Below are 13,279 nucleotides of genomic sequence, written 5' to 3'. Positions count from 1 at the left end.
GTTCCGCCCGCCCTACTTGTAGATGAAGCCGATCGTGCCATGGTAACGGCTGCCCGGAAGGGTGTTTTCCTTGCGGCCGTAGACCTTGTTGACACGATTGAGGAAGAAGGCGGCGGCATCGTTTTCCGGCTGGAAATTGTCGTCCGGCCGGGAAAGCTGGTTGCGGGCGACGGGACGCACCAGATAAGGCGTGGCAATGATCACCATTTCGGTCTCGTTGCGCACGAAGTCGCGGCTGCGGAACAGCGTGCCGATAACCGGGATTTTCGACAGGCCCGGCAGGCCGGACACCGCCTGGCGCAGATCGTCACGTACCAGGCCGGCGATGACGATGGAGCCACCCGAAGGCAGCTCGACGCTGGTGGAGGCCTCACGCTTGCGCAGGCCGAGATAGGTGACGCCCGGCACGTTGTTGCTTGCGGCGGAGACGAAGGAACCTTCGAAGGTCGGCTCGGAGACGTTGGTCTCGATCTTGAGGCTGATGCGCCCCGCCGATAGTACCACCGGCGTGAAGTTGAGTTCGACGCCATATTCGGTCGTTTCGTTCTCGCGCTCGATGACCGGCTTGCCGGTGTCGGGGTCCTCGGAGATTTCCTGCCCAGAGGCCAGGCGGAACTCGCCGCCTACCTTGAAATGCGCCGCCTCGCCAGAGATCGCCGTCAGGCTGGGTTCGGCCAGCGTGCGCATCACGCCAGCCTGCTCCATGGCGTTCATGGAGGCAGCGATATCGACGCCACCAAAACCGCCGGTCAGGTAGTTGCCGGCCACCCAATCGACGGAGGCCCCGAGATTGGTGGGGTTGCGGAAGCTGATCGCGCCGTCGCTGCCGCCGATCGAGCCGCTGAAACCAAGCTGCTTCATGACGGAACGGGTGACTTCGGCAACGGTGACCTTCAGCATCACCTGGTCTTCACCCTCGATGGTGAGCAGGTTGACGATCTGCGATTCCTGCCGGTCTTCGGCGAAGATCGCCACGGCGCCATCGCCGTTGCTGTTGCTCGACGCGACCTGGTTGCGCGTCGTCGCCTCACCGCCCTTGAGGAAGGCGGAGGCGAGCTTTTCGGCCTGGGCGGCATCCTGTGGCGTGCGCACGCTGCCGGTCAGAACGATGTTGTCGGAAACGATCTCGACCTTGATGTCGGATTCCGGGATGAAGCGCTTCAGATTGGCCTGCAGCCCGGAAATGTCGCGCTCGATCTCGATGTCGAGGCTGACGATCTCCTCGCCGCCGGGACCGAAAACGAAAATATTCGTCTGCCCGACCGTCTTGCCGAACAGGTAGATGCGCCGCGAGGTGCGGGTCACCGCATCGGCCATTTCCGGATCGGATACCAGGATGTCGTGGGCATCGGTCGGCAGGTCGACGACGATCGCCTTGTTGAGGCCGAGCTTCACCCGCTTCTTGACGCCCGGGCCGGACTGCGCGATGCGCAGCACGGTGTCGCTGGCATAAGCGACACCCGCCTTCGGAAGTCCTGGCACGATCCGGCCCGGCAGCCCCGAAAGCGCCAGGCAGAAGGAAAGGCCGCCGGCAATGGAAGCGCGGATTTTGTGTTTTGTCGTGTTCACTGTCTCGCTCCCGCTCATTGTGCTCTCGTCTCGCTGGCCTTGACGATCGAACCGGACTTGATCACCTGGATCGACGGCGTACCGGTATCGCCGCTCAGCAGGTAATCAGCCGCATCGGTATCCTCTTCCTGGGCATCGGCAACGGAGCGCAGGGCGAGCGACAGCCGGTCGGCCATCTGCTGGGCAACGGAAATCACCTTGGCCTGGTCGGGCGTCAGTTCCAGCGTCGCGGTGGTGCCGACCACCGTTTTCGAGCCGTCGTTCTTTTCCTCGATCTGCTGGTCGATCGCGAGCACGCGCACGTTGGAAAGAACCGTCTCGGTCAGGTATTTGGTGTCTTCGCCCTTGCGCACCATGATGACGTCCACCCGGTCGTTGGGCAGGATGAAACCGCCGGCGCCGGTCGAGACGGAGATGTCGGTGGCAACGGCACGTTTTCCGGAGGGCAGCAGCGACGACATGATTCGGCTGTTGGCATCGGCGATCTTTTCCGACCGGACCGGTTCACCCTCGAACATCGGCAGGCGGACCACGGCACCGCTCAACTCGGTCAGGGCGTTCGGACGGTTGGGTTCGGTGATGACGCCTTCGACGACGCTGCCTTCCGGCCAGGCCATCCAGCGGATCGAATCTTCGTTCAGGCGGGAGCCGACCGGCAGGTTGACCGCCGAAACCAGAACGTTGACCGTCGGTTCCTTCTTGATGATCGCCTGGGCCTGCTCGACCACCTTCGATTTGCCGCCGGCGAGCTTCATGGCCAGGATCCCGGCCAAGCCCGCCGCCGAAATGGCGACAGCAAGGATGATGATGCGAGCGGGTTTCATGGTCATTCCTCAAGGGGATTCAGAATTGCTCCCCGCAGAAGACCAGCAAAAGGTATAATTATGGTTAATAAGATGCTTACAGGTCTGGTTAACGGAATGTCACCGGGCGTTCCGGCCGCATGCGCGCGCCGCCGTCGCAGCCGAGGCTACCGGCTAACACCTTGGCGTTTTGGGGTAAAGGATCAGTGCAGGCGCGCCAGGGCCGCCAGGACGAGGGGCGAGGACGGATAGGCCAGGAAACCGGCAATGCCGATGGCGACGCCATACGGTATTTTCTTGGCGGCAAACAGCGAGGGCGGCAGCGGCACGCCGGCTGCAAGCACCGAATTGGCATGGGCCCGGATCATCAGCACCAGGATCGTCACCAGCCCGCCGATGAAACCGACATAGATCATGAACACCGCCAGCGACGGGTTGAAGCCGAACCAGACGGCCGCAGCCGTCAGAAGCTTCGCATCGCCGCCGCCCATGACATTGGCGGCAAACAGGCCGAAGCAGATGGCGAAAACCAGGAGGCCGGCGGCCAGATGCTGGCCGATTTCCGCCAGCCCGAGGCCGGCAAACGGCGCAACGATGAGAAAGGCGGCAAGCAGGATCACCGAAACGCGATTCGGGATCGTCATCGTGAAGAGATCGGTGAAGGCGGCAATCGCCAGGCACAGCGGAAAGATGACAAAAATCGCAGCGCCGGTCATCGTTTGCCTTTCGATCCCGAAGGTTTTTGGACATGCCGAAAGGGCCGCCTGTAAAAGACGGCCCGCCCGGATAGTGTCGTCGTCGGACGCGAACTAAACGGCTATCACGGCGTGTTGTTAGCGTTCATCGTCGTCGAAAGGTTGGTAAAGGTGTCGCCGATGCTGTTACCGAGCGCGGTTGCGCCGGTGATGAGGGCTACCGAAATCAGGGCTGCGATCAGGCCGTATTCAATGGCGGTCGCGCCAGACTCGTCCTTCAGGAAACGTGCGAAAAGCTTGGTCATGACTCTATCCTACTCCACTTGTTTGTTCAGCACTTCCGCCAACTGTTTCCGTTGATCGGATCGACTGCAAACTAGCGAACGGCCATTGCCATCGCCTTAAGGAACGCGGTTACCAAAACATTAACCGGAGATTGAAGAGGGCATGGTAAACATCATTTAAGAAAATTACGCTGCATTTTAAATATATCCGGAAAGCCTGCATTTCCACAATCTGTAGAGCAGCTGTCGATACATGATTGCTCCGACAAGATACACTCTTGCTGCCCATATGCGTCCGATATTCATACATTTGACCCAAAAGAAGGCTGCTGGGAAGTCATTTAACCCTTCATTCACCATTTCCGGTCATTTTGATCGCTGTTATCGACCAGACAATCGCAGAAAAGGCGTCGAATGTTGTTCCGCAACGGTATCGCGATGTTCGTCTTCCTCGCCGCAGCCGCATCGGCCGCCGCAGACGACGGCATACTGCGCGTCTATATGGACCATGCCCGGGTACTGAAGCTCGACCGGGCGGTCAGCAAGGTCATCATCGGTAACTCTGAAGTTGCCGACGCCACCGTTGCCGATGCCAAGACGATCGTACTGACGGGAAGAAGTTTCGGCACCACCAATCTCGTGCTGCTCGATGCCGACGGCAACGCGATCGTCGACGAGCGCATTCTGGTATCCATCGACGAGGACAGCACCGTGCGGGTTTTCCGGCGGACGGATCGCTCGGTGCTGTCGTGCACGCCCAATTGCGAGCAGCACGCCGCGCATGGAAGCGCTGCCACCGCCACCCAGGCGACCGCTCCCTGATAGACGGCATTCCTGTGCCGATACGGAAATTGCCGGCGACCAGTGAAACGGAAAATCAACGAACGCTTCCTAAAATCGCAATGTTCGAGATGTTCCGGATAGAGCCTGATGGGTCGCAATTACCAGGAAGACGAAAAGAAGACGCCGTCCCGGTCCGTTCTGCGCCGCACCGCTCGCCGATTTGCGCGCTCGGATGACGGCGCGGCGGCTATCGAGTTCGCTATCCTCGCCTTCCCCTATTTCCTGATCGTCTTTGCCATTCTCGAAACCTTCGTCGCCTTCACCGGCGAACAACTCGTCACCAATGCCGTCGACTCGATGGCGCGCAAGCTGCGGACGGGCCAGATCACCTTCGGCATGGGCCGCACCACCGATATGAACGAGAAGCAGTTCCGCACGGAATTCTGCGACGAGATCTCGATCCTGATCACCTGCTCGACCACCGAACTGACCACGCCGAACAAGCTCTATATCGACATCCGCTCGTTCGGAACCTTTGCGTTGATCCCGAAAACCATTCCGCGGATTTCGTCCGACCGCTTCGCCGACATCGATACAACGAGCTTCAAGTTTAATCCCGGCGGTCCTGGCACCATCAACATGTTCCGGGCCTATTACCGCTGGCAGATCATGACCGACATCGTGCGGCCCTACATTACCAATGTCCGGCCGACGAGCGGCATGCCGACGGATTTCCTCATCATCGCCACATCCGCCTTCCAGAACGAGGCCTACCCGTGATGCGTGCCGCCGCCCACCTTTCCAGGATCGCCGCCAGCGCCGGCCAACGCTTCGGGCGCCTGTGGCGTGACAGGCGCGGCATCGGCGCGGTGGAGTTCGCGCTGCTCGCCCCGGTGCTGCTGATGCTTTACATCTGCGCCTTCGAGCTGACCGTCGGCCTGAGTGTTGCCAAGCGCGCCACAAGGGCAACCGGTACCATCGCCGACCTGGTAACGCAGCAGAGCGAGAAGGTGAACAAGGCTTTCCTGGCGACCATGGTCGATGTCGCCGACAGCATCTTCGTGCCCTTCACTTCATCGAACCTGACATTGAAGATCAGCGGCATCACTATCGATGCCAGCAACGCCGCAAAGATCACCTGGTCGTGGCAGAAGGGCGGCACCCGGCCCTATGCGGTCGGCGCCTCCGTCGTCGTGCCGACCGAGATGCAGAAGCCCAGCACTTTTCTGATACGTGCAGAACTCTCCGCACCGCATGATTTGATGATGTTCATGGCCAATGCGTTCTCCATGACGACGACGCAGATCACCATCAAGCGTGAATATTTCTTCCGCCAGCGCGTCGGCGATTCGATCAGCTGCACCGACTGCTGAACCCGCGCATCCCCCAAATTGCAAAGTCTTTCGCCAGCCGCTATGGATGTCGCTTTCGACGGCGCGAAATGCTGCCGGGTTGCTGCAGGGTGGTAGATGGCACGCGCCTTTCTGTTCGTTCTTGATTCCTTCGGCGTCGGCGGGGCGCCCGATGCGCCGGCCTATGGCGATGATGGCGCCAATACGCTCGGCCATATCGCCGAATATTGCGCCGCCGGTGCCGCCGACCGTGCCGGCCTGCGCAGCGGTCCCTTGAAACTTCCCAACATGTCGGCGCTCGGCCTCGTCCACATCGCCAAGATGGCGAGCGGCGCCGCACCGGCGGGCATGCCGGTGCCGGAACGCATCTTCGGGCTGCACGGCGCTGCCTCAGAAATCTCGCGCGGTAAAGACACCCCGTCCGGCCACTGGGAAATCGCCGGTACGCCGGTTACATTCGACTGGGGTTATTTTCCGACTGAAGGCGATGCCTTTTCGCCCGATCTCGTCGAAGCGATCTGCGAAGCAGCCAATCTTCCCGGCATTCTCGGCAATTGCCATTCCTCCGGCACGGAAATCATCGCCCGCTTTGGCGAGGAGCATATCCGCACCGGCAAGCCGATCTGCTACACCTCGTCGGACTCGGTCTTCCAGATCGCCGCCCACGAGAGCCATTTCGGGCTGGAAAAGCTCATCGATCTCTGCCGCATCGTCCGCGCCCTCATCGATCCGCTGAACATCGGCCGCGTCATCGCCCGGCCCTTCGTCGGCGAGACAGCCTCGACCTTCGAGCGCACCGGAAACCGCCGCGATTTTTCCGTTCCGCCGCCGGAACCGACCCTTCTCGACCGGCTGGCCGCGGCAGGCCGCTCCGTGCATGCCGTCGGCAAGATCGGCGACATCTTCGCCCACAAGGGCGTCACCCGCCTGATCAAGGCGAACGGCAATGCGGCGCTGACGGAAGCGACGCTGCGGACCATGGACGAGGCAAGGGACGGCGATCTCGTCTTCACCAACTTCGTCGATTTCGACATGCTCTACGGCCATCGCCGCGACGTGGCCGGTTATGCCGCGGCGCTGGAAGCCTTCGACCGGCGCCTGCCGGACATCCACCGCAAGATGAAGAACGGCGATATCGTCGTGCTCACCGCCGATCACGGCTGCGATCCCACCTGGCGCGGCAGCGACCATACGCGCGAGCGCGTGCCGATCATGCTCTTCGGCCCCGGCATCCGCTCCCGCTCGATCGGCATCCGCCCGACCTATGCGGATATCGGCGAAACCATCGCCCAACACCTGGGAATCCCAGCCGGGACCCATGGAAGGAGTTTCCTGTGACGTCGCATCTGAAAAAAGTCGAGCTGCATTGTCATCTGGAGGGTGCTGCGCCGCCGGACCTCGTCGTCAGCCAGGCCGCCCGCTACGGCATCGACACCGCCGCCTTCCTCAAGGACGGCAGCTATGTCTGGAACGATTTCGCCGAATTCATCCGCTGCTATGACGCCGTCGCCGCCGTCTTCAAGACGGAAGCGGATTATGCGCTTCTGACCGAAACCTACCTGCTCGAACTGGCCGGGGTGAACACGATCTATAGCGAGCTGTTCGTTTCTCCCGACCACGGGGACCGCATCGGGCTCGGGGCGGACGCCTACATGGCCGGCGTGACCGCGGGCATCCTTTCGGCGAAGGAGAAGACCGGCATCGAGGCCCGGCTGGTGGTTGTCGGCGAGCGACATTTCGGGCCGGAGAGCGTCATCGCGGCGGCCGAATATGCCGCCCGGAGCGACAATCCGCTGATCACCGGTTTCAACATGGCCGGCGAGGAGCGCATGAACCGCGTCTCCGACTATGCCCGCGCCTTCGATATCGCCCGCGATGCCGGCCTCGGCCTGACCATCCATGCCGGCGAGGTCTGCGGCGCCTTCAGCGTTATCGACGCGCTCGATCTCGTGCGCCCGTCGCGCATCGGCCACGGCGTGCGCGCCATCGAGGATGCCGATCTGGTCAAGCGCCTCGCCGATCTCGGCACCGTGCTGGAGGTCTGCCCGGGCTCGAACATCGCACTCGGCGTCTTCCCGGATTTCCATGCGCATCCGCTGCGGGCGTTGCGTGATGCCGGCGTCAAGGTGACGATCAATTCCGACGACCCGCCGTTCTTCCACACGTCGCTGAAACGGGAATACGAGATCGCCGCCGATATCATGGGCTTTTCCGACGCAGAGATCGACGCGATGACACGCACCGCCGTCGAAGCCGCCTTCGTCGACGAGGCAACCCGCGCAAGGCTGCTCGCAGCGCTCTGATTTCCGGCGAGCGCCGTCGGCGCTTCAGGCCTCGTGTGCGTGCGAAAGAATGTTGACGAGATTGCCGAAGGGGTCGTGAAGGAAGAAACGCCGCACGCCCCAGGGTTCGTCGGTCGGTCCGTAAACGATAGCGAGACCGGCAGAGACGGCGCGATGAAATACCTCGTCGATATCGTCGACTTCGATCGAAAGCGCCGGCACCGGCGTGCCGGAACCGCCTTCGCTGGCAATGCTGACCTGAACCGGCGAAAGCGCATCGCCGGCGAAGGTCACTATCCATCCATGATCCATCGCCACATCAAGGCCGAGAAGATCATGGTAGAAGGAGCGGGCCAGCGACGGATCGTCCGCCCTCAGGTTGGCAACGATACGACGCACGGCCATGGCACCCTCCCTCACGCCGCCTTGACGGCGTGATACTCCTTGATTGCCACCATGCGGATCGCCGGATAACGCTCCGACTCATAGCGCAGCGAAAACGCATCCTGCGCCAGGAAGACCGGATCGCCGTCGAGATCGCGGGCGATGTCGCCGCGCCTCTGGGTGACGAATTTTTCCAGTTCGGCCGGCTGGTCCGCCGAGATCCAGCGGCAGACGGAGAAACGCGACATTTCGAAGGAGACCGGCAGGCCGTATTCCGCCATCAGCCGCTCCTTGAGCACGTCAAGCTGCAGGGCGCCGACGACGCCGACGATGGCCGGCGAACCGTCTTCCGGCGAAAACAGCTGCACGACGCCCTCTTCGGCCATCTGTTGCAGCGCTTCCTTGAGCTTCTTCGCCTTCATCGCATCCTCCAGCCGCACGCGGCGCAGGATTTCCGGCGAAAAGTTCGGTACGCCCTGGAAGACCAGCGATTCGCCCTCGGTCAGCGTGTCGCCGATGCGCAGCGTGCCGTGGTTCGGAATCCCCACCACGTCGCCGGCATAGGCCGTATCGGCCAGCTGCCGTTGCGAGGCGAAGAAGAATTGCGGCGCCGTCAGGCCCATCTGCTTGCCGGTGCGTGCGAGACGCGCCTTCATGCCGCGCTCCAGCTTGCCGGAGCAGACGCGGGCAAAGGCGATGCGGTCGCGGTGGTTCGGGTCCATGTTTGCCTGGATCTTGAAGACGAAGGCGGTCATCTTGTCCTCGGCGGCATGCACCGTGCGGATGTCGGCCACCTGGTCGCGCGGCGGCGGCGCAAAATCGCCGAGCGCGTTGATCAGGTCGCGCACGCCAAAATTGCGCAACGCCGAACCGAAGAACACCGGCGTCATGTGGCCTTCGAGAAAGGCCTCGCGGTCGAAGGGCCGGCAGGCCTCGCGGGCGAGCTCCAACTCGTCGACCAGCGCCGCGCGCTCGTTTTCCGGCAGGTGATCGGCAACGCTTTGCGGGCCGTTGACCTTTTGCGGCTCGACCTGCGTGTCCGAGCCGCGGAACGTGTTGTTGGCGAGGTTGTAAGAGCCGCAGAAGGTCTTGGAGCGGCCGACCGGCCAAGTCACCGGTGCGGTATCCAGCGCCAGCTTTTCCTCGACCTCGTCGAGGATCTCGAACGTATCGCGGCTCTCGCGGTCCATCTTGTTGACGAAGGTGATGATCGGGATGTCGCGCATGCGGCAGACCTCGAACAGTTTTAGCGTCCGCGGTTCGATACCCTTGGCGGCATCGATGACCATGACCGCGGCATCCACCGCCGTCAGCGTGCGATAAGTGTCGTCGGCGAAGTCTTCGTGGCCGGGCGTGTCGAGGATGTTGAAGACGTTGCCGTCATATTCGAAGGTCATCACCGAGGTAACGACCGAGATGCCACGTTCGCGTTCGATCTTCATCCAGTCGGAGCGCGTCTGCATGCGGTCCTTCTTCGCCTTGACTTCGCCGGCGAGCTGGATGGCGCCGCCGAACAGCAGCAGTTTTTCGGTGAGTGTCGTCTTCCCGGCGTCCGGGTGCGCGATAATCGCAAAGGTGCGGCGGCGGGAAACCGCCTCGGCGAGAGTTTCGGCCATGTCTGAAATTCCTGTTCGTTGGCCGGTTATCTAGCGTTTCGTTCCCCAATATGCAATTGACCGGCGATAAACAAAGGAAGCGCAGATGTCAGACGTTCTCGGCCCCACCCTCCGCCTCATCCGCCTGCCGCATGGCGAAGGTGTGGAACTGCCCGCCTACGAGACGCGCGGCGCCGCCGGCATGGACCTGAAGGCGGCTGTTGCCGAAAACGAACCGCTGGTGATCGCTCCGGGCCGCCGGGCGCTGGTGCCGACCGGCTTCGTCTTCGAGATCCCCGAAGGTTTCGAGGGGCAGGTGCGGCCGCGCTCCGGCCTTGCCTTCAAGCACGGCATCACTTGCCTGAACACGCCCGGCACCATCGACAGCGATTACCGCGGTGAGGTGAAGGTGCTGCTGGTGAACCATGGCGACGAAGATTTCACTGTTACCCGCGGCATGCGTATCGCCCAGATGCTGATTACGCCGGTGGTGCAGGCCCGCATCGTCGAGGCCACGGAAGCGAGCGAGACCGACCGGGGCGCAGGCGGCTTCGGCTCGACAGGCGTGTGATGGACAAGCCCGTCGCCACGCAGGAGCTGATTTTCCGCCAGGACTATTTTGACGATCCGGCTGGCTGGCAGGCGATTGCCGACCTGTTGAAAGACATTTTTGGCGTCGATATCAGCCCGCTGAACGTTTTGGGCGGCCACGACCGCAGCAACATGCCGTCCGCCTGGTTCGATACGGATGGCCGCTGCGTCGCCAATTTCAGCGCCTTTTCGATGCCGCTGATGATTGAGGGCCGCAGGGTCAAGGCGGCCGGCCTGCAATCCGGCGCGGTGCGGCCGGAGTATCGCGGTCGCGGCCTGTTCCGCGAACTGACCCGCATCACGCTGCAACGCTGCGAAGAGGCGGGTTACGAAGTGATCGTGCTCTACACCGACAAACCCGGCCTTTACCTGCCTTCAGGTTTCGTCACCGTGCCGCAATTTCGCTTTTCCGGCCCGGCGCCGGCTGCGGCAGGCATGGCCGCGACGGCCCGGCGACTGGATGTTCGCCAACCGACGGACCTCGCCCTTGTCCGCACGGCGCTGGCGAACCGGACACCGGTTTCCAATCGTTTCGCCGTTGCCGACCAGTCATTGATGTTCCTGCTCAATGCCTATCTGGTCGAGGATGTCAGCCTGTCCTTCATCGAAGCGTTTTCCGCGACAGTCGCCTGGCGGACGGCAGAGGACGGCCGGTTCGAATTGCTTGACATCGCCGCACCCACCATACCGCCGCTCGCGGCGATCCTGGCTGCCCTCGGGCAAACACCGGTTCACGCCACCGTGCATTTCCCGCCGGACCGGCTCGATTGGCAAGCCACGCCGGCAAAGGATGAGGGTGACCTGGTGTTCATGATGCGCTGTGCGCCCGGCCTCATCCCGGCCGAGCCGTCCTGCCTGTCGCCGATGGCCGAGTTCTGAGCGGTCTTCGGCTCAGGCCGGCTGTTCCTGGTCGGCAAGCTGCGCTAGCAGCCAGAAGGCCCGCTCCGCCAGATTGGTGACGATCAGGATCGTGCCCTTCTGGGCGGTGGACAGATTGGCGTCGTTGGCGAGATAGGCCTGGCGAAGCCGCTGGATGACGTCGCCGCGATTGCGGGTGATGGCGTGAAATAGCGCCCCGTCTTCCTCGTTCTGATCGGCGATGGCATCAACCATGGTCAGCATCGCCGCATCGAGGCCCTCGATGACATTGTCGATCAGCTGACGGGAAAGCGGATGATCGCTGCTAAGCAGCGCGGTCCTTGCGAGCTCGACACAGGTCTCGTTGAGACCGTCGAGCAGCCGTTGCGCGTTTATGCTGAGGTTCAGGCGGTCATAACCGCTGACACTGAAAGAGACATCGCCAAGCTGGCGCAGGAATGTGTGAATTTCCGTCGAGACCGCGGAAAAATTGCTGTTGCGCCGATCGATCGAAGCCCGCGCCTCCTTGCCCTGCCCGCCGCGCGCCGTTTCGAGAAGCTGTGGCAGATAACCGGCAAGGCGATGCTGCTCCAGCCGCACCAGGTCGAGAGCGGATTCCGGATCTTCGATCGCCTCGTGATGAATGAAGGCCGGCACGCCGTCATCCTCGTCGGCCAGCGTCGGGAAGCGCCGCGCCAGAAAGCCGCGGATCGGCGGCTGCAGCGACAACATCACGATGGCACCGATGATGTTGAAAGAAAGCTGCACGAAGGCGAGTTGCAGGGCGACGGGGGTCGCCACCGCCTTGACCAGCCGCTCGATCAGCGGGATCTCGCTATATTGCTCCACGAAGAAAAACAGCACCATCAGGCAGACCGTGCTGCCATTGAACAGCACCTGGTACATGGTGACCTGTTTTGGCCGGCCCTTGAGATGCGACGACAGCAGCAGGCTCTGGCAGCTGGAACCGAGGTTGCAACCATAGATCGCCATCATTGCCTGCTCGAAACTCAGGCCGCCGGCAACCGCCAGCGTGATCGTCAGCAGGATGACCGAGTTGCTGGACTGGGCAATCAGCGTCAGGCCGGCGGAAACGAGCAGCGGCAGGAAATAGGAAGCGCCGGCCAGTGACAAGAGACTGACGAACCAGGGTTCGCTGGTCAGCGGCATGACGCCCGATTGCAGCATCTGCAGGCCGAACAGCACGAGCCCGACGCCGAAAATCGCCGACATGAAGGTGCGCAGGCTGGCGATGCGCTCGAAGGTGAAAGACACGCCGGTGATGCCGAGCACCAGCAGCACGAACAGGTGGATATCCAGCGTCGCCAGCATGACCAGCAATGTGGCGCCGACATTGGCGCCGGTGATGATCGGCAAGGCACTGCCGACGGTCAGCAATCCGCTGGCAATCATGCTCGCCAAAATAAAAGTGACGGCCGTGGTGCTTTGCATGACGCCGCCGGCGAAGATGCCGAGCACGACGCCCGCCGTCGGCCGACGCGTCCAGGCCGCAACGATCTGCTTGAAGCGCCGGCTCGTCAGCCTTTTGAGGTTCTCCTTGAGCTGGTACATGCCGGCAAAGAAGATTCCGAGCCCCCCGAGGGCTGCGGCAACGGCGAGAAACATAAAACGACATTCCCAGCGAAGGACGAAAAACGGGCGCCGGCAAGGGGCCGGCCAAAACGCCACTTTCCCGATTAAGACCGCGTGCACAAGTGCCCCGGGCGGCTTGCGACGCTCAGGACAGACGTTTTCTGGGTATTGTCATCTAATCTTCAAAATCGTCGAAAAACCGGAGATGTCGAAGACCTCCCGTACGGAAGGTCGCAGGCCCGACAAGGCAAGGTCGCGATTGGCGGTCCGCAGCTGTTTCGCCGTTGTCAGCAGGGAACGCAGGCCGGCGCTGGCGACAAAATCGACATCGGACATGTCGATGACAATGGCGCCCGCAGATCCGTTCATGACCTCTGCCATCTGGCCGTCGAAGCTTTTGGTGCTCAACGTATCGAGCCGGCCGCTGAGGCGGACGAGCAGATGATCGGGATGCTGTTCCTGACTGACGTTCATTCCTGCACTTTGAACA

The 13,279-nt window shown here is 62.2% G+C and carries 15 protein-coding genes; 7 read left to right on the top strand and 8 right to left on the bottom strand.

Annotation, left to right across the window (positions count from 1 at the left end):
• Positions 1 to 12: 12 nt before the first annotated feature.
• From ACSQ3I_RS00905 to ACSQ3I_RS00890, 4 genes are all read right to left on the bottom strand, one after another.
• Positions 13 to 1,587, bottom strand: a complete 1,575-nt coding sequence (locus ACSQ3I_RS00905; RefSeq protein WP_435995409.1) for a type II and III secretion system protein family protein — start codon at positions 1,585 to 1,587, stop codon at positions 13 to 15.
• Positions 1,584 to 2,393 carry a Flp pilus assembly protein CpaB gene (gene cpaB / locus ACSQ3I_RS00900; protein ID WP_435995407.1) on the bottom strand — a complete coding sequence of 270 codons (810 nt, stop codon included), beginning with the start codon at positions 2,391 to 2,393 and terminating at the stop codon, positions 1,584 to 1,586. Before cpaB ends, ACSQ3I_RS00905 begins: the two co-directional genes overlap by 4 nt.
• Positions 2,394 to 2,575: 182 nt before the next feature.
• Entirely contained in the window at positions 2,576 to 3,088 is a 513-nt protein-coding gene (locus ACSQ3I_RS00895; protein ID WP_435995405.1) for an A24 family peptidase, read from the bottom strand.
• A 104-nt stretch (positions 3,089 to 3,192) separates the two neighbouring features.
• On the bottom strand, positions 3,193 to 3,372 hold the full coding sequence (locus ACSQ3I_RS00890) for a Flp family type IVb pilin (protein WP_435995403.1): 180 nt from the start codon (positions 3,370 to 3,372) through the stop codon (positions 3,193 to 3,195).
• Between the two features lie 393 nt (positions 3,373 to 3,765).
• Between ACSQ3I_RS00890 and ACSQ3I_RS00885 the strand changes: the two genes are divergently transcribed.
• The 5 genes from ACSQ3I_RS00885 (at position 3,766) to ACSQ3I_RS00865 (ending at position 7,789) form a co-directional block, all read left to right on the top strand.
• A complete protein-coding gene (locus tag ACSQ3I_RS00885) occupies positions 3,766 to 4,173 on the top strand; it encodes a pilus assembly protein N-terminal domain-containing protein (RefSeq protein ID WP_435995401.1) in 408 nt (135 codons plus the stop codon).
• A gap of 108 nt (positions 4,174 to 4,281) precedes the next feature.
• Positions 4,282 to 4,914, top strand: a complete 633-nt coding sequence (locus tag ACSQ3I_RS00880; RefSeq protein ID WP_435995399.1) for a TadE/TadG family type IV pilus assembly protein — start codon at positions 4,282 to 4,284, stop codon at positions 4,912 to 4,914.
• A complete protein-coding gene (locus tag ACSQ3I_RS00875) occupies positions 4,914 to 5,507 on the top strand; it encodes a TadE/TadG family type IV pilus assembly protein (protein WP_435996230.1) in 594 nt (197 codons plus the stop codon). Before ACSQ3I_RS00880 ends, ACSQ3I_RS00875 begins: the two co-directional genes overlap by 1 nt.
• A 96-nt stretch (positions 5,508 to 5,603) precedes the next feature.
• Positions 5,604 to 6,824 (top strand): phosphopentomutase, encoded by a 1,221-nt coding sequence (locus ACSQ3I_RS00870; protein ID WP_435995397.1) that lies wholly within the window; start codon positions 5,604 to 5,606, stop codon positions 6,822 to 6,824.
• Positions 6,821 to 7,789 (top strand): adenosine deaminase, encoded by a 969-nt coding sequence (locus ACSQ3I_RS00865; RefSeq protein WP_435995395.1) that lies wholly within the window; start codon positions 6,821 to 6,823, stop codon positions 7,787 to 7,789. Before ACSQ3I_RS00870 ends, ACSQ3I_RS00865 begins: the two co-directional genes overlap by 4 nt.
• A gap of 24 nt (positions 7,790 to 7,813) precedes the next feature.
• On the opposite strand, the gene ACSQ3I_RS00860 is transcribed toward ACSQ3I_RS00865, so the two are convergent.
• A complete protein-coding gene (locus tag ACSQ3I_RS00860) occupies positions 7,814 to 8,173 on the bottom strand; it encodes a VOC family protein (protein WP_435995393.1) in 360 nt (119 codons plus the stop codon).
• Between the two features lie 11 nt (positions 8,174 to 8,184).
• Positions 8,185 to 9,768, bottom strand: a complete 1,584-nt coding sequence (locus ACSQ3I_RS00855; protein WP_435995391.1) for a peptide chain release factor 3 — start codon at positions 9,766 to 9,768, stop codon at positions 8,185 to 8,187.
• An 85-nt stretch (positions 9,769 to 9,853) separates the two neighbouring features.
• Between ACSQ3I_RS00855 and dut the strand changes: the two genes are divergently transcribed.
• Both dut and ACSQ3I_RS00845 read left to right on the top strand, forming a co-directional pair.
• The gene (dut, locus tag ACSQ3I_RS00850) at positions 9,854 to 10,318 is read left to right on the top strand and encodes a dUTP diphosphatase (protein WP_435995389.1); all 465 of its coding nucleotides are present in this window, start codon (positions 9,854 to 9,856) and stop codon (positions 10,316 to 10,318) included.
• Positions 10,318 to 11,217 (top strand): GNAT family N-acetyltransferase, encoded by a 900-nt coding sequence (locus tag ACSQ3I_RS00845; RefSeq protein ID WP_435995387.1) that lies wholly within the window; start codon positions 10,318 to 10,320, stop codon positions 11,215 to 11,217. Before dut ends, ACSQ3I_RS00845 begins: the two co-directional genes overlap by 1 nt.
• Positions 11,218 to 11,229: 12 nt before the next feature.
• On the opposite strand, the gene ACSQ3I_RS00840 is transcribed toward ACSQ3I_RS00845, so the two are convergent.
• Together ACSQ3I_RS00840 and ACSQ3I_RS00835 are read right to left on the bottom strand one after the other, a co-directional pair.
• Positions 11,230 to 12,822, bottom strand: a complete 1,593-nt coding sequence (locus ACSQ3I_RS00840) for a Na/Pi cotransporter family protein (protein ID WP_435995385.1) — start codon at positions 12,820 to 12,822, stop codon at positions 11,230 to 11,232.
• Between the two features lie 138 nt (positions 12,823 to 12,960).
• Complete coding sequence (locus ACSQ3I_RS00835) at positions 12,961 to 13,263, bottom strand: STAS domain-containing protein (protein WP_435995383.1); 303 nt, start codon at positions 13,261 to 13,263, stop codon at positions 12,961 to 12,963.
• Between the last annotated feature and the right edge of the window lie 16 nt (positions 13,264 to 13,279).

It is taken from the genome of Rhizobium sp. LjRoot30 (assembly GCF_964253915.1).
Classification (GTDB): Bacteria; Pseudomonadota; Alphaproteobacteria; order Rhizobiales; family Rhizobiaceae; genus Metarhizobium.
The sequence above is the reverse complement of the archived record's forward strand: the minus strand, read 5'-3'. Positions and strand labels throughout refer to the sequence as shown.

Bases quoted from the DNA above. Each gene is read 5' to 3' on its own strand.
- ACSQ3I_RS00905 (WP_435995409.1), bottom strand. From the start codon at position 1,587: ATGAGCGGGAGCGAGACAGTGAACACGACAAAACACAAAATCCGCGCT.
- cpaB (WP_435995407.1), bottom strand. From the start codon at position 2,393: ATGAAACCCGCTCGCATCATCATCCTTGCTGTCGCCATTTCGGCGGCG.
- ACSQ3I_RS00895 (WP_435995405.1), bottom strand. From the start codon at position 3,088: ATGACCGGCGCTGCGATTTTTGTCATCTTTCCGCTGTGCCTGGCGATT.
- ACSQ3I_RS00890 (WP_435995403.1), bottom strand. From the start codon at position 3,372: ATGACCAAGCTTTTCGCACGTTTCCTGAAGGACGAGTCTGGCGCGACC.
- ACSQ3I_RS00885 (WP_435995401.1), top strand. From the start codon at position 3,766: ATGTTGTTCCGCAACGGTATCGCGATGTTCGTCTTCCTCGCCGCAGCC.
- ACSQ3I_RS00880 (WP_435995399.1), top strand. From the start codon at position 4,282: ATGGGTCGCAATTACCAGGAAGACGAAAAGAAGACGCCGTCCCGGTCC.
- ACSQ3I_RS00875 (WP_435996230.1), top strand. From the start codon at position 4,914: ATGCGTGCCGCCGCCCACCTTTCCAGGATCGCCGCCAGCGCCGGCCAA.
- ACSQ3I_RS00870 (WP_435995397.1), top strand. From the start codon at position 5,604: ATGGCACGCGCCTTTCTGTTCGTTCTTGATTCCTTCGGCGTCGGCGGG.
- ACSQ3I_RS00860 (WP_435995393.1), bottom strand. From the start codon at position 8,173: ATGGCCGTGCGTCGTATCGTTGCCAACCTGAGGGCGGACGATCCGTCG.
- ACSQ3I_RS00855 (WP_435995391.1), bottom strand. From the start codon at position 9,768: ATGGCCGAAACTCTCGCCGAGGCGGTTTCCCGCCGCCGCACCTTTGCG.
- dut (WP_435995389.1), top strand. From the start codon at position 9,854: ATGTCAGACGTTCTCGGCCCCACCCTCCGCCTCATCCGCCTGCCGCAT.
- ACSQ3I_RS00845 (WP_435995387.1), top strand. From the start codon at position 10,318: ATGGACAAGCCCGTCGCCACGCAGGAGCTGATTTTCCGCCAGGACTAT.
- ACSQ3I_RS00840 (WP_435995385.1), bottom strand. From the start codon at position 12,822: ATGTTTCTCGCCGTTGCCGCAGCCCTCGGGGGGCTCGGAATCTTCTTT.
- ACSQ3I_RS00835 (WP_435995383.1), bottom strand. From the start codon at position 13,263: ATGAACGTCAGTCAGGAACAGCATCCCGATCATCTGCTCGTCCGCCTC.